Here is a 20586-nt window from a genome sequence, read left to right on the forward strand (position 1 = left end):
CCATCGAATGGCTTTGGGGCATGTACCTCTATATAGTTCATCATTCTATATGGTCATGTAAACCTAAAAAAGAAGCTTAAATATAAGGCCTGCAAGCACCGCCGTAATCGGAATCGTAATGAACCAGGTTACCACGATACGCCCGGCAAGCGACCATTTCACCGCCGAGAACCGCTTCGCGGACCCTACGCCGAGAATCGCTGACGTGATGGCATGTGTCGTGCTGATCGGCAGATGCAGCAGCGTGGCTGTAAAAATAACCGACGCCGCCGAAAAATCGGCTGCAAACCCGTTGATGGGCTCGATTTTGAAAATTTTCGTTCCCATTGTCTTAATAATCTTCCATCCGCCAACCGATGTACCAAGCGCCATCGCGGTTGCCGCGGATATTTTAACCCACAGCGGTACTTCCATCTCCTGCAGCTTGCCTGAGGTTACAAGCGCGAAGGTGATGATGCCCATCGCTTTCTGTGCATCATTCGTGCCGTGCGTAAAGGACTGCAGCGCCGCCGTGAAGATCTGCATCGTCCGAAAGCCTTTGTTGACCGTATGCGGGCTCCGTCTGGCAAAGATCAGTTTCAGCAGCTGCATGACGCTGTAACCTACAACAAAAGCGATAATCGGCGACAGGATAAGCGCCAGCACGATGTCCGTAAATCCGGAATAGTTCAGCTTGTCATTGCCCGCCCCAACGAATACGGCACCGGCCAAGGCGCCAATCAGCGCATGCGAGGAGGAGGACGGCAGTCCGAACCACCAGGTGACAAGATTCCATATAATCGCCGACAGCAGCGTCGCTATAACGACCTGGATTCCGTTGTCCAGATCGGCCGGATCTGCGATACTGCCGCCAATCGTTTTGGCAACACCGGTAAACATCATCGCTCCGATAAAGTTCATCGAAGCGGCAAGCAGAATCGCTGTTCTGGGCTTCAGTGCCCGGGTCGATACAGAAGTGGCAATCGCATTGGCCGTGTCATGGAATCCATTAATGAAATCGAACGCCAAAGCGAGAAAAATAACGATACCTAATACAAGCATTGTTGTTTCCATGAATTCAGGACTCCCTTACGAATTACGCATGATAATCGATTCAAGCATATTGGCTACGTCTTCGCAGGTGTCCGTCGTCGTCTCAAGGCGCTCATAAATTTCCTTGCGCTTGATCAGCTCAATCGGATCAGATACGGAGGCGAACAGGTCTTTCGTGCAGATGCGGAGCAGTTCATCCCCCTGGTTCTCCAGATCGTTCAGGCGGATCGTGTACTCCCGTATGGCCAGCAGCTTTTTCTCCGACAGAAGATGAATCGCCTTCTGAATCTCATAAGCAGACTGACGCAAAATTTCTGCAAATTGAATCATGTAATTATCCGGCTGACCCAGTTGATACATATAGAACCGGGATGCCGTCGCCTCTAGTCCGTCCATTACATCATCCATGCTGGTTGCCAGATCCATAATATCGTCGCGTTCGATCGGTGTGATAAATGTTTTGTTGAGTTCAGTGATGATCGTATGTGTGAACGAATCACACTTCGATTCATACTTCTTCATCTCATTCGCAAATTCAAGGACATCATCAAGCTTGGTCACATGCTGTGAGAAATAATCGGCGGCTTGTACGATCGTATCGGCCATATTTTCCAGTGTTTGAAAGAATATATCTTTCTTCTTTAGTCTCATGTGCTTTTTAACCCCTTTTGTGGATAATCGCCGCGAACGCAAACGGTAAGATGTCTAGACAACCTTGATTATCTTATCACATCCGATGGAAGCTGTGTATAGAAAAGAAATTTTCAGAAATCTCATTCATTATCATTCATGACATAAACAGGGTGTTAAAACAAGTGTAATTTCTGTCATAATGTGCCCGATTTGCCGCGTTTCATCCTTACGCTCCCTTACGGATTCGTAATCGTAAGATGGCTCTCAAAAGGAGGATCATTCGGAACAATATTCAAATAGGTTGTGCCTGGAACGAACGGCACCTCCTGCCCGTCCTTCACAAAACGAATGACATCGCCCGCAGCCCGGACCCATTGCCCCTTGATCACCCGGCCATTCTGGAACAGCATCGCTTCGCCCCCGCGTTCGAGGTCGATGGCCAAACGACCGACATCATCCAGCACTTTATGATCGGCGCCAAGCACCATCACATTCGATGCCTTGAGCTGCTCATTATCATTCAGGTCAATATGAGGGTTGCCGTTGATCGTGCGCTTGTACACGTTGGCTTCCGGGTCATATTCGTAACCGACCACATAATTTTTCAGTAAAAAGGTAAGCTCCACCTTGGCTGCTGCTTCTCCGCCTTCCGCTCCCGAAACAGCCACCGCATCCCCGGATTCCGCATTCTCCGATGGATAGAACGTGTATTCAGGAATTGGAACCTCGCTGCTGTAACCAAGCTTGTCCGCGCCTTCACGCAGCTTCTCGTCACTGGCATAGAGATTATGCGGCGCCTTCCGGGAGCTGTCCCGCCAGAAGTAGGCACCTGCGTTTCCGATTTCATCCAGGTCTGCCTTGCCCTGCTGTTGAATGATCGCATAGGCCTCCGGGCTTCCGCCGGCATGGACCAACAATCCGCCATAGCTCTCGCCCAGCTCGATCAAATACGGGCGGATGCTGCGAATCGGACCGATGGTATCGATGCCGCTCTGGCTCTGATAGATGCCGACCAGTCGCGTAATTCCGCCTTCTGCCAGCACCTCGACCACGATATCCGCTTGTCCCAGACCGGACTGCGGTCTGGCCGCCGGCGCGTTGTTGATCATGACTGCAAGCGGCCGCTGCGTAACCGGCTCCTCCAATGGCATGCCTGTCAGCGGAGCTGTATAAGGTGCCTCGCCCTCTGCCGTTGCCGGCTCCTCAACCGGTGTCTCCACCGCGACCGGGATTTCCGGCTGCGACTCTTCCTTCGGATTGCTGTTGCAGGCAGACAGCAGCATAACTGCTGCGGCGGATAACAGCGCTATTTTCCAGACTGACCTTAACTTCGTTCGTGTATTGGCATTGTGACTCATCGTTCTCCCCCTAGCTTCGCACTCCCATGCGTAAGTTCAGACCCTTACTTAAACTTCAACATTCATTTAATCATAAATGACGGGCTTTGTCTGTATTGTCATAAGAAAAACCAGCGAAATTGGCTATAGTCCAAAAATAAACAATTAAAATTTTGAGTATAATGTGATTTAAATCACATATATTGTGATTTTTTTCACTTATAATGAAGGTGTAAGGAAGAGATGATCATCTGATAAACAAACAGCGCCTCACCTTTTCAAGTCCAGCGGCGCTAATCCAAAACAAAAATAAATATCAAACCAAGGAGTGGTTCATATGTTTAACAATTGGCTGAGAAACAACAAAGTTGCAATGTGGCTCTTGACGGTCCTTCGGATCTACATCGGGTATGAGTGGTTAACCGCTGGCTGGGGCAAACTAACCGGCAACTTCGATGCAGGAGGCTTCCTGCAAGGCGCCATCGCCAAGGCAGCCGGTGACCATCCGGCGGTGCAAGGCTGGTGGGCCGCCTTCCTCGAGCATGCTGCCCTCCCGGGCGTGAAGTTCTTCAACTTCCTCATCCCGGTCGGTGAAGTCCTCGTCGGTCTCGGACTGATTCTCGGTACCTTCACCACCTTCGCCGCACTGATGGGACTTGTGATGAACGCTGCGTTCCTCCTGTCGGGCACAGTGAGCACCAACGTGCAGCTGCTGCTGATTGAAGTCCTCATCATCGTCGCTGCTGCCAACGCCGGCAAAATCGGCTTCGACCGCTGGGTGCTCCCTTTCCTTCGCGGACTGTGGACCAAATGGACCCGCAAGGGCTATGACGGACATACACCGGCAGCCCGCATGAAAAAACAAACGGCTTAACACGGGATTGGAGGATGGGTGCATCCTCCTTCCTGACTCACATACAGCTGGGATGAAAATCCCAGGCAATCCCCTAAAGGTGATCGAGCATGTCTCGGTCGCCTTTTGTCTATTGAGTTTCAGAAGGCGCATGATCACTTGTATTGCATGGCTTCATGTTGTCCATAGTCCCCTTTTCACACAATTGCAGATGCAGCTTCCAATCGGCTCACTGCTCCGGCAGTTTGGCAAAAACAACAATCAGAAAGGTCGCTAACGGACCGAGCAATAACGAGATGAAGAACCAGTTAAGGCCGCTGCGATTTTTCCCTTGGGCGAGCCCCGCATTGATCAATGCCAAGGTTCCCCAACCCACAAAGTAATTTTCCATCCTCATCGCCTCCGTGTACATAGATACGTATTATTACGCCCCCATGATCAGATGGTTTCTAATCTTGAGACATGTTTGTTGTCTCGCACCACGCTTGCATCATGATCCCTTTGATTCAGGAAGCTGCCTGATCAAACGGGATCATGATGCTAACCCCCACCCCAACAGGGAGTCTGCACTCTCCAAAAAATAAGCAATTAAAATTTTGAGTATAATGTGATTTAAATCACATATATTGTGATTTTTTTCACTTATAATGAAGATGTAAGGAAGAGATGATCATCTGATAAACAAACAGCGCCTCACCTTAATCAAGTCCAGCGGCGCTGATCCAAAACAAAAATAAATATCAAACCAAGGAGTGGTTCATATGTTTAACAATTGGCTGAGAAACAACAAAGTTGCAATGTGGCTCTTGACAGTGCTGCGGATCTACATCGGGTATGAGTGGTTAACCGCTGGCTGGGGCAAACTAACCGGCAGCTTCGATGCCGGAGGCTTCCTGCAAGGCGCCATCGCCAAGGCAGCCGGTGACCATCCGGCAGTGCAAGGCTGGTGGGCCGCCTTCCTCGAACATGCTGCTCTCCCGGGCGTGAAGTTCTTCAACTTCCTCATCCCGGTCGGTGAAGTCCTCGTCGGTCTCGGACTGATTCTCGGTACCTTCACCACCTTCGCCGCACTGATGGGACTCGTGATGAACGCTGCGTTCCTCCTGTCGGGCACAGTGAGCACCAACGTGCAGCTGCTGCTGATTGAAGTCCTTATCATCGTCGCTGCTGCCAACGCCGGCAAAATCGGCTTCGACCGCTGGGTGCTTCCTTTCCTTCGCGGACTGTGGACCAAATGGACCCGCAAGGGCTATGACAGACATACACCGGCAGCCCGCATGAAAAAACAAACGGCTTAACGCCTGGATGAGGAGCTTGATCATCCTCGACCCAGGTCAGCATAAAGTGTAACTCCCAATCTTATACTCCCCCGAAGGTGATCGAGACAACTTCTCGATCACCTTTTATATTAGGGTGGGCTACCATCATCACCAACCGAATGCCTATTAATCGGAAGTCGAGCCGCCTTCGCAGTGCTGAACACGCATTGTTCCGTAAATTACCCAGTTCGGCCAACTCCCGCTCCTTACGCGCACAACAAAAGCCGAGCTTGGATAACCAAGCCCGGCGCCTTATCATCTCTTATTCAAATGACCAGCAGTTCAAGCTCAAACTGCCATATTGGTAAGATTGGAACAATCGCTTTGCCTTGCGGCCATTATCGGCAGCTCCCATCGCATAGAACAGAGGAACAAAATGCTCCATTCCGTAAGAAGGCACGGCGTGGCGGGCATGGGGCGCTTTTTTGTCATAATTAAACAGTGAAGGGAGATTCCAGCTAGCCAGCTGCTCCGCAATCCACTCATCAAATTCCACTGCCCAGTTATCCGGCTCCTCGCTCTCATGGATCATTCGCAAATTATGAACCAGGCCGCCGCTCCCGATAATCAGGATGCCTTCCTGCCGCAATTCGGACAGCATTGCGCCAATATCATATTGCTCCTTCGGAGAACGCTTGGAATCCACCGATAAGGCGATAACCGGGATGTCGGCCGCCGGGTACATCTTCTTCAGAACCACCCAAGCGCCATGATCCAGTCCCCTGCCGGTTACGGTCTTGGCATGCAGATTGCCTGCCTCGAAACAGGCGCTGATGCGAGCCGTCAGTTCCGCGCTTCCTGGAGCTGGATACGTCAGTTGGTACATCTCCTCCGGAAAGCCGTAAAAATCATGCATGGTCTGATGCTGCTGGTCTCCGGTCATTCGTTGATCCGCATCATCCCAGTGGGCCGAGAAGACGGCAATTCCTTTTGGAGTCGGCAGCTCTTGGCCCAGACGTTCCAGAAAACGGGTATATTCGTTGTTCTCAAGCGCCATCATCGGCGAGCCGTGGGCAATAAATAAAGCGGATAACGTCATCGATGCCACCTCCAGCTTCATAATCAAGGGACAACTCTATTGTAACCGTTAACCGCCCGCCATGCCAAATACGTTTATATCATCCAGTGCTGCCATTCCTGCTGGGCCGACTCAAGCCCGTTCAGCCACGCTGTCGTGCGGTTGAGAAGCTGCTCCCGCTGCGGGCCCGCCGAGAATGTATGGTCGCCCTGGAAGATGATCTCTTTATCGCACCGGCCCTCCTGCCGCATCCAGAATACCTTCTGGTACAGAAATGCGTAGTCGACCGGAATGATTTCATCCGACGTCCCGTGAATGACCAGCACATTCCCCGCGAATCGCACCGCTTCCTGGAACGGCTGCACCGTTGCCAGCGATTCGAAGAATACCGGCGTCAGCTCATAGCCAAGGTAATCCGCTTTGCCTTCCTTCACGGACGTGTCGTAGACGTCGCGTCCCGTGATTTTCACAATATCGTTAAACGGATAGCCTACCGCCGCCCAGAGCACCAGATTTTTAACCCGGCGGTCTCTGACCGCTGTGTGAATCGCCACCGCACCGCCAAGACTGTGTCCGATCAGTGTCACGCGGGTCGGATCGACATCGGCGCAGCTCACCCCGTAATCAAGAACGCTTCGCGTCTGGGCAATCATCGACTCCAGTCCTTCGCTGCCATAGCAGCCCGAGCTCTCGCCACAGCCGATGTAATCGAAGCGGATCACCATATACCCCTCCGCGGACAGCTGGCGTGCCGTCTTGACGAACAGCCGATCCACCCCGATGCGGCTCCCGACGAAGCCATGGCAGATGACAACCAGCGGAATGCGGCTGCATCTGCCTGTCTTCTCACTTCCCCCCGCAGCGGGATAATGTATCGTTGCTGTCATTTCCTCCTGATTGTGCCGGATTGTAATTTGCCGCTCCATGCCGAATCCTCCCCACGATCAACTTCAATTTCCAATTAAACAAATTCCGATAAGTTTAATAAGATTAATATTTGAACTTATCTTAGCATTGGGATCGCGGGATTGTCAATGCGGAGGGTTATGCCTGATGAAACGACGGCCTCTGCTTATTCATAGCTTTGACGGAACATGGCGTGTGTCTCTTCGCGCCCGTTCCATTGTCTCATCCAGCTTTCGTCATTCTCTCCGGCGTTGTCTTCCCCCCACAGCGTTTCTTTGGCGAATTCCGTGTCTTCGATCTGCTCGACATCGCCCTCCACCGGCCGGCCAACCTTCCAGTCGCCGGTATTGCTGCGCCGTGCATCCGCCGAGCTGCCAGCCTGCAAAGTGTTCAAACCTTGCCCGGTATCCTCTCTGCCTGGAAAACGCTCCTGGTGATTGTGAAACTGATCGTTGTCATTGTCAGCCATGTTAATCCTCCTTTACCGCCCTGTAACTTAGGGCTTTATCATGATTCCGAATAGTTATTATTGTGAAGTAGGAATGTCGGAATTATACTCCGTTCACAAAAGTGACACCCTCCCCGCCTTCGGTCCTCGCCTACCATCTTGCATGGCAGGACCCGATCCCATTATGCTATTACAGGTCGCTTCAAACGCCCTGACGAAAAAAGGAAACGCGTCGCCCCGGCCATTCCAGGAACGCTGGGGAACGCTTAAAACAAGGATAAAACTCATTTTACACCGTGGAGGACAACAGCCATGAACATAAGACAGATGATACAAGAAAACAACAAGCTTCAGGAAGCCATGACGCCCTCCAACCTGGCGTACTATACAGATATGGTCGTATACATCCGCACCACAAGAGGGCAGGAAGCAAGGGGCGAGGCGCTTCTGCTGGACATCGCCAAGCAGCTGCTTGAAGCACAGGCTGAAGGCAAAACAGCTGAAGAAGTGTTCGGGGAACATCCGGAGGCCTATTGCCGCAAGCTCGCCCAGCAGCTCCCGGAGAGAAAGAGCATGTCCCGGCTTCAATACCAGCTCATGATTCCCTGGATCGCATTGACGTGGTTTTTTCTCATTCATGCCTTGATCGGCTTTGTGACGTTATGGATCGGCGGTCCGCTTGAGCGAGCGCGCCAAATTCCGATTTCGACCCTGATCCTGCTGGCAGCGGGCGCTTCCGTGCTGATCAATCTCGTGATGAATGGACTTACAAAAAGCAGTGCTCAGACCGACCCCAAAACCAAGCCGACGGTCCATGTGCGCGGAATCGCCATCTATGCCGTTATCGCAATCGTCATTATTGCCATAGGCTTCTGGCTCGATCAATGGCTCCCGGTACTGAGCCTTCATCCCGGAACCAGTCTGCTCCTCTTCCTGATCGGACTTCTGGGCACGAGACTGCTGTTCAGAAGAACCTGACCGGTGGCATGACTGCATCCGACAGAATGACAAAAAGTTCAACTTTTGTCACCCACATTGTCATCTTCTTAAGCTAAGATAATGTTAAGATAGGGGAAATGTGGAAAATAGGGAGTGTTCCATGATGAAATCAAAAATGTCAGCAGCAGCCATGATTGTTGTACTCGCCTTATCTTTTCAGACTTTCGCTGTTTCCGGTGCTGCAATAGCCGCATCCGCCACAGATCAGACGACATCGTCGTCAAGCAAAGCAGCAGCTTATGCCAAGGCCGTATATAACAAAGCGGTCAAGCTGCTGAAGGAGAAGGACATTCCTTACGCCAAAGCGTATATTACGAAGCATATTCGAAGTGTCAGCCAGTACCAGGCTACCCTGCTTGTGCTGAGGCTTGAGAATGCCATGAATGCAAAGCTTGGCGCATATACCGACAGGATGTTCACCCCCGGCACCCAGGAAACGATTATGAAAGTGTACAAGTACGGGGAACCGATCAATACAACCATCAGCAAAATCAAGGACACGAACCTCCGCAGCCTGCTAGCGGATTTGAGGGATAGCGGCTATCGGCTTCATACCGCCGAGGGGGTTGTGTTCCCGATTATCGACTACAAAACCTTGCTGCCCTACAAGCCTTATATCAGCAAGGATATTCAGGATTACATCGACATCATGGTGGTGGAATCCGAGAAGGTCGCCGTGAGTGATGCAGCGCTGGTCATCCCATGGTCGGAGGTCATTGAGCGCGCGCTTGCGCAGGAGGTGTTCCTGAAGAACCATCCGAACTCCAACCGTGCCAAAGACGTGAGACAGATGCTGAAATTCAACGAGATCAGCCTGTTCTACGGCTATAACAACACCCCGCTGTTCCAGTACACCTCCAACACCGTCAATCCGGAAGCGCTGGAAGCGATCCGCAAGGCGGTCAGCGGCGATCTATCCGGCAGCAGCTTCCTGACCAAGCTGAAGGGCTGGTATGATATCCTGAAGGACAATGACGGAAAGCTGACCCAAGAGGTATGGAAGTATCGGGCCGATCTGGTACCGAACAGCTAAGCGGCAAACCAACTCATACGTAAAAAGCGATCTATCGCGCCGGAAACACCCGGGGGCGATGGATCGCTCTTTTTTCGTTCAAGAAATCCCTTGAATCCGCATCGGAGACACCGCGTCTCAGATGAGCAGATTGAACAGATTCATATTCTTGTTCAGTTCCGTATATTGAATGCCCTTGCGCTGCATGCGCTCGATCAGCGGCTCGTAATCCTCCGGCCGAAGCAGCTCGATGCCGACAAGGGCCGGGCCGTTCTCCTTGTTGTGCTTCTTCGTATATTCGAAGCGGGCGATGTCATCATCAGGCCCAAGCACTTCCTCCAGAAACTCGCGGAGTGCCCCCGCACGCTGCGGAAAGTTGATCATGAAGTAATGCTTCAATCCTTCATAGATCAGGGAGCGCTCCTTGATCTCCTGCATCCGGTCGATATCGTTGTTGCCGCCGCTGATAATGCAGACGACCTTCTTCCCTCGAATCAGCTCCCGGTTCAGGTCAAGCGCCGCCACCGCCAGCGAGCCGGCCGGTTCCACAACGATGGCATTTTCGTTATACAGCTCCAGAATGGTTGTGCACGCCTTACCTTCCGGGACCGTCACGATATCGTCCAGCAGCCCGCTGCAGATGTCATAGGTCAGCTGGCCGACACGCTTGACGGCGGCGCCATCGACGAACTTGTCGATTTCGTCCATCGTCACCACTTCCCCCTGCTTGAGCGCCTCCATCATGGAAGCCGCACCGGACGGCTCGACGCCGATCAGCTTCGTTGAGGGACTGACTGTTTTCACATACGTAGCGACTCCAGCCGCAAGCCCGCCTCCGCCAATCGTCACAAACATATAATCCGCCGGCGTGTCCATATCTTCCATGATTTCCATGCCAATGGTGCCGTTGCCCGCAATGATCTTCGCTTCATCAAACGGATGAATGAAGGTCATCCCGTGTTCATTGCACGCTTTCATCGCTTCATGGTAGGCATCATCAAACGTGTCCCCGATCAGAATGACCTCGACATAACCGCCGCCAAAACGCTTGACCATCTTCACCTTCTGGTTCGGGGTTGTGCTCGGCATGTAGATTTTGCCCTTGATCTCCAGCGCATTGCAGGAAAAGGCCACGCCTTGGGCATGATTCCCCGCACTGGCACACACGATGCCCGCCTCCCGCTCCTGCTCGGACAAGCTGCGGATCATATTGTAGGCCCCTCGAATCTTGAAGGAGCGAACAACCTGCAAATCCTCGCGCTTCAAATATACGTCACAATCATACTTGGCCGACAGCACGGCATCTCTCTGAAGCGGCGTCCGCACAATCACTTCGCGAAGGACGTGATGGGCGCGCACGATGTCTTCCATGCTGACTAGCCTTCTTGATGTATAGGTTTCTTCCATTTCTCCTGATCACACTCCACTTCGCCGCCATGTATGCATGAAGCCATGTTGCAGCCTTGAATCGTTCTTTCCTACCATTGTAACACTTTTCATGAAAATTTCTCGCCCTTTCTGGCATATTCCCGCCAGATCATTGCCGGATAGCCTAAGAGTACCCCACCACGATACACAGAACAGCGCACACCTCGAGGTGCGCGCTGGTTCTTAGCGTCCTTATGATAGAAGAGCGGAACCCTTAATTCCGGATGTCCACCTTCAGCGGAACCGACTTCTTGCCTTTGTCCGGTTTGAATTCAAAATGCAGCACATGATTGCCGTTCTTCAGGCTGTCCAGGAAGCTCCGGGTCAGATCAATCCGCACATTGTTCACCGTGTAGTCTACCCCTTCCCGGAGATCGGCGCCCTTGTATTTAATGCCTGCAAATTCATTCCCGTTCTTCTCCAGGAACACCTTCGTGGACGTATTCCGGTCCAGGGCGCTCTTGGAATATTCCAGCTTCGTGATATCGAGGCGCGGCGCCATCGGCGTCCGGTCATACAGCTCCACCTCGTTGAACGGAAGCGAGCCCCGAGCGCGGGCCGACGTCACGTTCAGGCGGAAGTACCGTCCCTTCACATTGTCGAAGTCAAGCACATAATCCCGGATATTCACGAGCGTCCCGGTTCTCACCGTTGTCCACGCATTGCCGTCTGCGGAATACTGCAGCTCATAATCGCCAATTCGCGGCTCCTGCTGGCGAATCACGAAGCGGCCAAACGTCTGAGGCGAGCCTAAATCGAAGGTGATCGAGGTCGGCGACTCGACCGTCGGCACCCGGTCTGACGTCTGCCATCTCGTGTCCAGATCCCCGTCAATCAGTAACTTTTTGTCCTGCCCAGGCGCCTCATGCGACACCGACACATCCTCCGCATTCAGGCTTAACAGCAGATTGTCCGGCCGGGCATAGCTGAGCTGCGGCTGATAATCATACACGACCCGGTCTTCCGGAGCCGCGTAGCTGCCGATCTGCACCTCATGAATCCCGATATCGATGCCGCCATCGCGATAGTTCGGATTACCGTAATAATCGACCGTCCCCACCTGCGGAACATACCGCCCTTGATTGATAAGCGGGGACGTTTCCTTCAGCTTGAAGCTCTGCGTACCCTCGTACAAGCCCGTGCCATATTGGGTCGGATCACCCACGAATTGCGGATCAACCGTGATTTTGTACAGATCCACCGGCTCATGCTCCCCGCGAAGGCCGCTCGCTTCATAGATCGCATTGTTCTGGAAGATCATGTTCTGCGTGCCCGGGATGCCGCCGGAAACTCTGCGCGCCCAGGTGGTCGGCGTCTCCGTATTGTAGTTATAGAAGATGTTGTTATAGAAATACATCGGCGATTTGATCTCTTCATCATGCACTTCCGCAATCGCCCCGTCATACACAAACACGTTATTCACAAAATAAGCCGGGGTCCAGTTCACATGCAGCTGATTCTTGATCAGCACCCCGTTATCGTTGACACTCAGGTTGTATCTGGCGACATTGCCGGCCGCCCGTCCCATGTAGGCCATCCAGCCAGCCGGATTGTCATGGGTGTAATTGTATTGGTACACCACGTTGCGGCTCGTGAACTCGAAGTCAAACGCCGTCCCGTCATAGAATGCCGAGGTGCCGCCGTACACTTCGTTGAACTGATGCACGACATCCTGGCTGCACCAGGCGTACAGGCCAGCTGATATCGAGTCATACCGCTGCAGAAATCCGTTCACGACGTTGTATTCCACCGTCATGTTCTTGGTGTTGGCGAGCTGGATCGCCCCTTGGCCGATACTTTCCGCATAGTTGTGCCCGATGTAGACGTCGCGGCTGTACATGTTTTTGCTCCAGATCCAGTCCTGCTCCCAATTGCCAAGGTCATCGAACCAGTTGAAGGCGAACTGAATGGCATGCAGCTCTGTTTTGTAGAAATGGTTATTCTCGATTCTCACATCCTGAAAATAGTACGCATCATCCTCATACGCTGTGTAGGGCTTGGACCCGAACACCTGAAAGTTGATCCCGCCATAATGCATGCGCTGCCAGGTCGTCACCCCGTCAATATCATGGATGTAGTTATCCGAGATCCGAAAATAGTTCATCACCTTGTCGTCCCCGTCTTTCAGCAAGTCCGCATGGATGGAAATGCTGATCCCGTCCCGCACCACCTGCCGCTCCGTTCCCGGCACGTTAATATCATGCTCGAAATCATCATCATTGGAAATTTCCAGATTGCGAATTTCGTAATACTGCTGATTCATCAGCACGACGGCTCCCGTGCGTCCCACCTTGTCATAATCCTTCTTCCAGGTGGTGCCCTCCAGGTAGACCGGTGTCGGCACGTTGCCGTTGATCGCAATGTACGGCTTGCCAAGCTCCGGATCGCCGTACATATCAATGATAATCGGCGCGCCTTCCGCTCCGCTGCCCTTCGGCCACAGCTGCTGATTCTCCCACACCTCGCCGGCCTTCAGCAGGATGCGGTCTCCCGGCCCAAACGTCTTGGCATTGACCGGCTCGAACGAGCGCCATGCCCGCGCCGGAGATGTTCCGTCATGACTGTCGTCCCCGCCGGTGGCGTCCACATAATAATCGGTACCGATCGTGTTCACTTCATCCTTCACCGCAGACGGACCCTCCTCCGCATAGGTGGCCCCCACCGGGGCGAAGGCGGCGGTGGACGTAGACACAAGGGTGATCATTAAGATATAACAGAGCCATTTTCTCAATCGTCTCATTCTCCCTTCCATGCGTTTTCATAGCGTTCATCCCGAATTTCAACCATTGCCGTGTGCATGAGTTCCTCTACGTAAGCTTCATACTTCTCATCAATAACGCTCCTTCGGACAGAATCAAGCCTGCGCTGGTGGTCATCCCCCCCTTCACTGCTTCTGTCGGTCAACTGCACAATGTTCCAGCTGCCGCCGCTTTCCACCGGCTCCGGGCTGTATTGCCCCCGATCCAGCCCCTGGGCGGCGGTCAGCAGGTTATAGGAAGCCCGAATATCCTCCTTGTAGGTATCCGGGGTGAAACGCCGGGTCAATATCTCGCCTTCGCGGTTGTATTTGCGCGATACTTCCTCGAAGCTGATCCCCTGCTCCAGCTCCTCTGCCGCGCTAAGCGCTGTCTCGTAGGACGACGCCCGCTCCTCTGCCGTATGGTACGGCACCGAAATGATGCGGATCGTTATCGACTCGGACGTGGCATCCCACTGCGCCTGATGGGAGAGGTAGCTCGCCTCCGCTTCGCCATCAGTTACATAGAGCGGATCGTCCGGCGATTTGCTCATCTCCGATTTCAGCCGGATGCGCACATTGCTGATCAAGTAATTGGCATACTCGATTTCGCTATAGGTTACCGGGCCGTAGATAACCTCCCCGCGCGCCACCGCCTCCTTGCGGCGTTCGTTCTCCTGCTGGTGGGCCTGCTGCAGCTCCGCATAGGTCGTGAAGCCGATCAGCCCATATTGTTTCGCCAGCACCGTCTCCAGCTTCCGGCGGACCGCCTCCTCCATCGCCCGCGCCCGCAGCACCTGGATCGGCTGCTCCCCGCGATGCTCCTGCTCCCAGAACGCCGCCGAATCCACCTTCAGCCCCTGCCGGCTGAAGTAATTCCGCACCTCCGGCTTCAGCCGCTCCATCAGGGCTTCCACCTCGCCCTCGGCAATCGGCTCGCCGTTCACCGTGGCCACTGTCCGGTGTTCATCCCGGGACGCCGACAAGGTCAGGCTGAGCCCGGCCGAAGCCGCGAGAACGATCAGCAGCAGGGCGCCCCATAAAGCGCCCTTGCCCAAGATCGGCCTTCGGTCCCGAATCGGAGTGCCGCTATGAAGCGGTGTGCGGTCCCGAATCGGGGGGCGGCCGTGGACCGGGGTGCGGCCCTGCAGCGGCCTCCACCCCCGAGCCCGCGCGGACAGCCCCGTCCCCGCCTTCGTTCCGTCCGTGCGCTTCCGGGCAAGCCTCTTGCCCTCGGCGCGTCCGGAATCGCTTCCGGCAGTCCCGGCCCGAGCCGCTTCGGTGCGTCCGGCCTGAGCCCGGCCTTCGGTCTCCATCCTGCCCCCGGCCGGCCCGCTGCTCGGCGCACCGCTGTGCTTCCTCGTCTGTTTCGCACGCGACATAAGCGATCTCTCCCTTCTGCGATTAGATGATCAAGTCTTCCTCACCCTTTCAGTCCGCCCATATTGAGTCCGGCGGTGATGCGGTTTTGCAGCAGCGCGTAGATGAGCAGCGTAGGAACCATGACCAGCACCAGCCCGGCGAACAGCGCGCCCCAATCGGTCGCGTAGCGCTGCACCTCCATCAGATAAGCCAGCCCCAGCGTCAGGGTGCGCTTGCCCTCCGAGGAGATGAAGGACAGGGCGTAAATATATTCGTTCCAGAAGCCCATCACATTAAAAATCGTAATCGTAATGATCCCCGGCTTCGCCATCGGCGCAATGATCCGGATCAGTACGCCGAACAGCGAGCAGCCGTCGATGGTGGCCGACTCCTCATAGTCCTTCGGAATGCTGGCCAGAAAGCCGGACAGCAGATAAATCGTGAACGGAATCGCACTGACCGCGTATACGATGCTGAGCCCGGCGCTCGAATCGAGCAGATGCATCTGGTTCAGCAGCATAAACAGCGGCACAATGCTGAATGCGGCCGGGAAGAACAGGCCGGCGATATAGAATCTTTTGATCACGGCGAGAAAGCGGAACCGATACCTTGTCATCACATAAGCTGCGGCGAATCCCGCCGCATTGCACAGGATAAGCGCCAGCACAGTCACCACAACCGAATTGACAAAATACTCCGCCATCCGCGACCGCGCCAGCGCGTTCACATAATTGTCCAGACTCAGACCCTGCGGCAAAGCGAAGGGACTGGCATAGAACTCCTCTGTCGTTTTGAAGGACGAATATACCGTCCACACGAGCGGATACACGACGACAATGGTATACAGCGCCAGCAGCAGCGTGGTGAGAATACGCCAGCCTTTGGCTGCAATCGCGTTCGTTGTCATATCAATCACCTAGTATTCAACGGAATCCCTTTCCGTAAGTTTTTCGCTGATCAGGGCCAGGCCGACCGTAATCAGCAGCATAAATACGCCGATGGCCATCGCATATCCGAAATTGCCGTTGTTGAAAGCCTGGGAATACATATACGTCATCAGCACCTCCGACCCGTGGTTCGGTCCGGCATTGGTCATCACCTTGATAAAGGCAAAGCTCCCGTTAAACACGCCAATGAGGAAAAATACAATCGTCACCCGCACCACATTCCAGATCAGCGGAAATGTCAGGCTGCGAAATTGCCGAAACGCCGACGCCCCGTCGATGCTGGCCGCCTCATACATATCGGTCGGCACGCCCTCGATGGCGGCGATGTAGATGATCATGTAATAGCCGATCGACTGCCAGATCATCGGGAACGCGATTGCCCACAGCACCGTGCTGCTGTCGCCGAGCCAGGCCCTCGTCCAGCTCTCCAGCCCGATCAGCTCCAGAAAGGAATTCAGGATGCCGAAGGTCGGGTGGTACACAAAGGACCACAGTACGGAAATGACAACAATCGACAGCACGTTCGGAAAGAAAAACACGGTGCGGTACAGCTTCTTCCCCTTGATCTTCCGCTGTGTCAGCAAAGCCGCAAAGAGCATCGAGGCCCCCATGGTCAGCACCGGAACAACCAGCAGCAAGAACAGATTGTTCACCAGCGCCTTCCAGACGATATCGTCCTGCCACAGCGTCTTGAAATTGTTCAGTCCGATATAACGGGCATGCTCGCTAAGGCCGCTCCAGTCATAAAAAGCCATCACAAACGCTTTGCCAAACGGGTACAAGGCGAATACGGCAAACAGGATCAAGGCCGGCAGCGTACAGGCCGTAATGAATAGATTGCGCTCGCGGTGCTTCATCACTCCACTCCTAACCGGGCGGCTCGCGATGCAGAAGGGGTGCAACCAGGCGCCAGAGCTGCCGCCCTGACCGTCCGTTGCCGCCCTTCCAATCTCTCAAACGCCCTCAATCTGACCCTTGTACACTTACGACTGATTCAGCAGGTTTCTCAGCTTGGCGGAAGCCTGCTCCACTTTATCTGCCCACTGGTCTGCCGTCATTTTTTTGTTCATCACATCGCCCAGCGGATTAAACAGCTCGTCATTGATGATGACCTCGGACTTCGGCGTCTGCTTCCACTGCACCATCATCGGCAGCGCCCCCTCGTCATACACCTTGAAGGCTTCATAGGCGGAGGCCGGGATATAGTCCTTGGCCAGCTCCACCGCGCCCTTGACCGCCATCACGCCATTCGATTTCTCCGCATTCAGTTGCACGATGTCGTCATTGTACTGGTAGCGCAGAAACTCCTTGGCCAGCTCGGGATTTTTCGCTTTGTTCGGGATATACATCGCCTCGAAGCTGCTGAGCACATAGGCCTGGTCACCCTCGCTGAACACCGGCACCCCGAGGAATCCGAACTCGAATCCTTCCTCTCTTGGCGCATCCGCCATCTCGCTCTCGAACCAGCTGCCGTTCGGAATGAACAGCGCGCCGCCTTTCAGGAACTCCGTTTGCGCCTGAGTATGATTGAGCGCCACCGTGCCTTTCATCACGTCATCGTTCTGAGCCATGCGTTCGAACACACCCATCACCTGCTTCACCGCGTCCTGCGTGAAGCCGCCTTCTTCGTAAGACAGCGCTTTGTTCATCGCCTCCAGTCCTCCAGCCGAAGCGACCGCCGGCCAGAAAACGCTCTCATTATAGCTTGGGTAAATCCCCTGATAGGTGTAGAGCGCTCTTCCTTCCGCCTTAGCCACCTCTCCCAAGGCGAAGAAATCCTCCCAAGTGACCGGCACTTCCCATCCCTTTGTTTCAAACAGATGCTTGTTGTACCACATGCCGAGCACGGACATGTAGTTCGGCGCGTAATAGATGTTGCCGTCTCCGTTCGGCTGCATATACGCCATCAGGCCGTCGGTCAGTTTGTCCTTCAGCGGACGGTCCGAATCCAGCGCAGGGCCATCAAATACGTCATTCAGCTCCATCAACGCCCCTTCTTTCACCAGCGCCTTGATCGTTCCGGTGTTCTCGTCGGGGCTGACATAGATGAAATCCGGCGGGTTGCCCGCGACAAGCTGAGGCTTGATAATGTCCATAATTTTAGGATTGGAGGTCATGTTCACCTTCACACCGGGATAATCCGCTTCGAATCTTTCGATGACCGCCTTCCAGTATTCGCTGCCGTATCCGCCCTCGAACACGGCGATGTTCAGCTCCTTATTCTCAAACGTTGTACCGCCGGAGGCCGATTCCTCGTTCGGGGCAGAGCCCGCCTCTCCTCCGGATGCCGCAGGCGTTCTGCCGCTCCCTGAACTGCACGCCGTCAGCATGACGGTACAGATCAGCACCCAGGCCAATTGCCTGAACCCCCATTTGCTCAAGCCAACACGACTCCTACGCATACGCAAAGCCACCTCATTTCTTATATTTGGACTTATCCACAATTATAGGGGGCCCCTATTCCGGCTGAAATGAACTCCATTTACTTTTTCATATCTTTTATTGATAACTTTGCAGGGGGCGGGCATTCGAGGGAGGGCATTTTGCTATACTGGGGTCAAAAACAAAGGAAGGGGCCCGCCATATCAGATGAGCCGACATTGGAATGCGCTTGGCAAGTGGATTCGACGTATCAAAATCAGGTCCAGACTGCTGTACTCCTTTCTCATCCTGTCACTGTTTCCGCTGATCACCATCGGTTTCTTCTCGATCTCCAAATCCAGTGACGCCATCTTCACCAAAATGAACACCTCCTCCTATCAGATCATGAGCCTGCTCAAGGACAAGGTGCGCGCCGAGAATCAGAAGTTCGTGCTGCTGTCCGAGCAGCTTACGCTGAACCCGGTCATCCAGTCGGCCATGCAGCATTACTTGAGCTATGACGATACCGCCAAGCGGGATATTGCCGTGAAGATCGACGCCATCCTTCGGGATAAATACGAAATGCTTAGCAGCATCAAGAATGTGATCGTTACAACAACGGCGGGCGACACCGTGTTTGATCTCGGCTACGATGCGGTGGATGTCCGCTATCTGACCGCCCAGAACGAGATTATCGACGCGAGCGGCAATGGCGGCTATGTGCTTGGACATGCCATGACCAAAAGAGGCGTGCCCTGCATCCTGCTGTCCCGCCCGGTCAATTCCACCTCCAATTGGTCGCAGCGGCTGGGCTATGTCCATATTCTGATCGACGAAGCCTTCTACTCGCAGAAGCTGTACCATGAGCTGGATATGGGCGAAGGCTCCATGACCTTTATCACCGACAGCGAGGGCCAGATTCTGTCGAGCCGCAGCTCCGCGCTGCCGGTCGGATACGGGATTGTAGACGATGGCCTGCTCGAGCCCATCATCCGCAGCGCCATGGACACCGAGCAGATGCATTCGGTGGAGTTCATGTCCGGAAAATATCTGGTGTCCGCATCGTTTGATATTTTTGCCGATTGGTATCTCGTCAGTCTCATTCCTTACGATTACTTGAACAGCGAGACCTATGCGATTCGGCTGGACATCGCCGTCGTCTGCCTGATCGTGCTTGTGCTGGCCTGCGGCTGCTCCTACTACCTCTCCTCCACGATACTCCGGCCTCTGGCGCGGCTCGTTTCCTCCATGAGAAGAATCCAGGACGGAGAATTGTACGTGAAGGCCAAGGACGACAGCCGTGATGAGGTGGGCACGATCCATCAGATTTTTAACGACATGGTGCTGACAATCCAGCGGCTTCTGGCGCAGACCGAGGCAGAGGAGAAGGCCAAGCGGGAGACGGAGCTGCAAATGCTGCAGGCCCAGATCAACCCGCACTTTCTGTTCAACACGTTGAATTCGCTCAAATGGGCGGCCATGATCAGTCAGACCGGAGGCGGTGTTGCAGATGGTCTTGGCGCGCTGGCCCAATTGCTGCGCAATACGATTGTGGACAAAGCGGAGTTTGTTACCCTTGAGGAGGAACTCGACAATATCAAGAACTACATCATCATCCAGAAGATTAAATACGGCTCCTTCGAGGTTCATTATGAGGTGGACCCGGATCTTCGGCATTATCGCGTGCTGAAGTTTCTGCTTCAGCCGATTGTGGAGAACAGCATTATTCACGGACTAAGCGAAGCGGAGGGCGGCGGTGAAATTCGCATCATTTGCCGCAGCCGGGGCGGCTGTGCGGAGATCGTCATTATGGACAACGGTGCAGGCATGAATGAGATGCAGCTGTCCAGGCTGCGCCGGGAGCAGCGCGGGCATGGAGAGCGGCTTGCGAATATCGGCATCCATAATGTGGAGGAGCGGATCAAGCTCTATTTTGGCAAGGAATATGGATTACACATCGAGAGCGAGGCGGGACGGGGAACAACCACAACGCTGACGCTGCCCCTGAACCCGGACATGGGCAGGCCGGTGCAATACGGCACGTCATGATGCACTTGACTGCACTTGGCTTGGATGCACGTTAGCGGGCATCGGGATATACGCAGCAACCTACCGCAACCTCCCCTTAGCAAGCGCGGCATATCATCCCGCCACGGCCGCCGGGGCATGGCAGGACGAGCTGCCAGATGACTGC

General features: G+C 54.1%; 18 protein-coding genes. 5 read left to right on the forward strand and 13 right to left on the reverse strand.

All coding sequences use genetic code 11. The features are described from left to right. Positions 1–63: 63 nt before the first annotated feature. The 3 genes from MKX64_RS05700 to MKX64_RS05710 all read right to left on the reverse strand — a co-directional run bounded on the left by MKX64_RS05700 (position 64) and on the right by MKX64_RS05710 (position 3023). Positions 64–1053 carry an inorganic phosphate transporter gene (locus MKX64_RS05700; protein ID WP_095265640.1) on the reverse strand — a complete coding sequence of 330 codons (990 nt, stop codon included), beginning with the start codon at positions 1051–1053 and terminating at the stop codon, positions 64–66. Between the two features lie 15 nt (positions 1054–1068). Then, on the reverse strand, positions 1069–1683 hold the full coding sequence (locus MKX64_RS05705) for a DUF47 domain-containing protein (protein ID WP_095265641.1): 615 nt from the start codon (positions 1681–1683) through the stop codon (positions 1069–1071). Between the two features lie 218 nt (positions 1684–1901). Then, the gene (locus tag MKX64_RS05710; RefSeq protein ID WP_155618416.1) at positions 1902–3023 is read right to left on the reverse strand and encodes a DUF3048 domain-containing protein; all 1122 of its coding nucleotides are present in this window, start codon (positions 3021–3023) and stop codon (positions 1902–1904) included. 316 nt (positions 3024–3339) lie between these two features. Here MKX64_RS05710 and MKX64_RS05715 point away from each other — a divergent pair, with 316 nt between their 5' ends. After that, entirely contained in the window at positions 3340–3876 is a 537-nt protein-coding gene (locus MKX64_RS05715) for a DoxX family protein (protein ID WP_155618415.1), read from the forward strand. Positions 3877–4084: 208 nt separating this feature from the next. Here the strand turns inward: MKX64_RS05715 and MKX64_RS05720 are convergent, their stop codons facing one another. Then, entirely contained in the window at positions 4085–4246 is a 162-nt protein-coding gene (locus MKX64_RS05720) for a hypothetical protein (protein ID WP_176475664.1), read from the reverse strand. 370 nt (positions 4247–4616) lie between these two features. Between MKX64_RS05720 and MKX64_RS05725 the strand changes: the two genes are divergently transcribed. After that, complete coding sequence (locus MKX64_RS05725; protein ID WP_341035502.1) at positions 4617–5153, forward strand: DoxX family protein; 537 nt, start codon at positions 4617–4619, stop codon at positions 5151–5153. Between the two features lie 283 nt (positions 5154–5436). On the opposite strand, the gene MKX64_RS05730 is transcribed toward MKX64_RS05725, so the two are convergent. The 3 genes from MKX64_RS05730 to MKX64_RS05740 all read right to left on the reverse strand — a co-directional run bounded on the left by MKX64_RS05730 (position 5437) and on the right by MKX64_RS05740 (position 7567). Next, positions 5437–6213 (reverse strand): DODA-type extradiol aromatic ring-opening family dioxygenase, encoded by a 777-nt coding sequence (locus MKX64_RS05730; RefSeq protein WP_095398653.1) that lies wholly within the window; start codon positions 6211–6213, stop codon positions 5437–5439. A gap of 74 nt (positions 6214–6287) precedes the next feature. Next, positions 6288–7118 carry an alpha/beta hydrolase family protein gene (locus MKX64_RS05735; RefSeq protein ID WP_095398652.1) on the reverse strand — a complete coding sequence of 277 codons (831 nt, stop codon included), beginning with the start codon at positions 7116–7118 and terminating at the stop codon, positions 6288–6290. 146 nt (positions 7119–7264) lie between these two features. Continuing rightward, the gene (locus tag MKX64_RS05740; RefSeq protein WP_095398651.1) at positions 7265–7567 is read right to left on the reverse strand and encodes a hypothetical protein; all 303 of its coding nucleotides are present in this window, start codon (positions 7565–7567) and stop codon (positions 7265–7267) included. Between the two features lie 291 nt (positions 7568–7858). On the opposite strand from MKX64_RS05740, the gene MKX64_RS05745 reads away from it, so the two are divergent. Both MKX64_RS05745 and MKX64_RS05750 read left to right on the forward strand, forming a co-directional pair. Then, positions 7859–8524, forward strand: coding sequence for a DUF1129 family protein (locus tag MKX64_RS05745; RefSeq protein WP_095398650.1), 666 nt, complete (start codon positions 7859–7861; stop codon positions 8522–8524). 121 nt (positions 8525–8645) lie between these two features. Continuing rightward, on the forward strand, positions 8646–9578 hold the full coding sequence (locus MKX64_RS05750; protein WP_095398649.1) for a hypothetical protein: 933 nt from the start codon (positions 8646–8648) through the stop codon (positions 9576–9578). Positions 9579–9695: 117 nt separating this feature from the next. Here MKX64_RS05750 and ilvA read toward each other — a convergent pair whose 3' ends face one another. From ilvA to MKX64_RS05780, 6 genes are all read right to left on the reverse strand, one after another. After that, the gene (gene ilvA, locus MKX64_RS05755; RefSeq protein ID WP_095398648.1) at positions 9696–10964 is read right to left on the reverse strand and encodes a threonine ammonia-lyase IlvA; all 1269 of its coding nucleotides are present in this window, start codon (positions 10962–10964) and stop codon (positions 9696–9698) included. A 235-nt stretch (positions 10965–11199) separates the two neighbouring features. Then, positions 11200–13716, reverse strand: coding sequence for a discoidin domain-containing protein (locus tag MKX64_RS05760; protein WP_341035504.1), 2517 nt, complete (start codon positions 13714–13716; stop codon positions 11200–11202). 5 nt (positions 13717–13721) lie between these two features. Continuing rightward, positions 13722–15104, reverse strand: a complete 1383-nt coding sequence (locus MKX64_RS05765) for a peptidylprolyl isomerase (RefSeq protein ID WP_341035505.1) — start codon at positions 15102–15104, stop codon at positions 13722–13724. A 41-nt stretch (positions 15105–15145) separates the two neighbouring features. After that, a complete protein-coding gene (locus MKX64_RS05770; RefSeq protein WP_095398645.1) occupies positions 15146–15991 on the reverse strand; it encodes a carbohydrate ABC transporter permease in 846 nt (281 codons plus the stop codon). 9 nt (positions 15992–16000) lie between these two features. Next, complete coding sequence (locus MKX64_RS05775; protein WP_095267196.1) at positions 16001–16888, reverse strand: carbohydrate ABC transporter permease; 888 nt, start codon at positions 16886–16888, stop codon at positions 16001–16003. 126 nt (positions 16889–17014) lie between these two features. Continuing rightward, a complete protein-coding gene (locus tag MKX64_RS05780) occupies positions 17015–18412 on the reverse strand; it encodes a carbohydrate ABC transporter substrate-binding protein (protein WP_196426442.1) in 1398 nt (465 codons plus the stop codon). Between the two features lie 208 nt (positions 18413–18620). Here MKX64_RS05780 and MKX64_RS05785 point away from each other — a divergent pair, with 208 nt between their 5' ends. Next, positions 18621–20441: a cache domain-containing sensor histidine kinase gene (locus tag MKX64_RS05785; protein ID WP_095398643.1), complete on the forward strand. Its 1821-nt coding sequence runs from the start codon at positions 18621–18623 to the stop codon at positions 20439–20441. Positions 20442–20586 lie beyond the last annotated feature (145 nt).

The sequence above is a fragment of the Paenibacillus sp. FSL M8-0334 genome (assembly GCF_038000405.1).
Lineage (GTDB): Bacteria > Bacillota > Bacilli > Paenibacillales > Paenibacillaceae > Paenibacillus_AQ > Paenibacillus_AQ campinasensis.

Excerpts from the sequence above, each read along its gene's own strand:
- MKX64_RS05700 (WP_095265640.1), bottom strand. The coding sequence starts at position 1,053 with ATGGAAACAACAATGCTTGTATTAGGTATCGTTATTTTTCTCGCTTTG.
- MKX64_RS05775 (WP_095267196.1), bottom strand. The coding sequence starts at position 16,888 with ATGAAGCACCGCGAGCGCAATCTATTCATTACGGCCTGTACGCTGCCG.
- MKX64_RS05710 (WP_155618416.1), bottom strand. The coding sequence starts at position 3,023 with ATGAGTCACAATGCCAATACACGAACGAAGTTAAGGTCAGTCTGGAAA.
- MKX64_RS05735 (WP_095398652.1), bottom strand. The coding sequence starts at position 7,118 with ATGGAGCGGCAAATTACAATCCGGCACAATCAGGAGGAAATGACAGCA.
- MKX64_RS05720 (WP_176475664.1), bottom strand. The coding sequence starts at position 4,246 with ATGGAAAATTACTTTGTGGGTTGGGGAACCTTGGCATTGATCAATGCG.
- MKX64_RS05745 (WP_095398650.1), top strand. The coding sequence starts at position 7,859 with ATGAACATAAGACAGATGATACAAGAAAACAACAAGCTTCAGGAAGCC.
- MKX64_RS05725 (WP_341035502.1), top strand. The coding sequence starts at position 4,617 with ATGTTTAACAATTGGCTGAGAAACAACAAAGTTGCAATGTGGCTCTTG.
- MKX64_RS05715 (WP_155618415.1), top strand. The coding sequence starts at position 3,340 with ATGTTTAACAATTGGCTGAGAAACAACAAAGTTGCAATGTGGCTCTTG.
- MKX64_RS05785 (WP_095398643.1), top strand. The coding sequence starts at position 18,621 with ATGAGCCGACATTGGAATGCGCTTGGCAAGTGGATTCGACGTATCAAA.
- MKX64_RS05740 (WP_095398651.1), bottom strand. The coding sequence starts at position 7,567 with ATGGCTGACAATGACAACGATCAGTTTCACAATCACCAGGAGCGTTTT.
- MKX64_RS05750 (WP_095398649.1), top strand. The coding sequence starts at position 8,646 with ATGATGAAATCAAAAATGTCAGCAGCAGCCATGATTGTTGTACTCGCC.
- MKX64_RS05770 (WP_095398645.1), bottom strand. The coding sequence starts at position 15,991 with ATGACAACGAACGCGATTGCAGCCAAAGGCTGGCGTATTCTCACCACG.
- ilvA (WP_095398648.1), bottom strand. The coding sequence starts at position 10,964 with ATGGAAGAAACCTATACATCAAGAAGGCTAGTCAGCATGGAAGACATC.
- MKX64_RS05765 (WP_341035505.1), bottom strand. The coding sequence starts at position 15,104 with ATGTCGCGTGCGAAACAGACGAGGAAGCACAGCGGTGCGCCGAGCAGC.
- MKX64_RS05705 (WP_095265641.1), bottom strand. The coding sequence starts at position 1,683 with ATGAGACTAAAGAAGAAAGATATATTCTTTCAAACACTGGAAAATATG.
- MKX64_RS05730 (WP_095398653.1), bottom strand. The coding sequence starts at position 6,213 with ATGACGTTATCCGCTTTATTTATTGCCCACGGCTCGCCGATGATGGCG.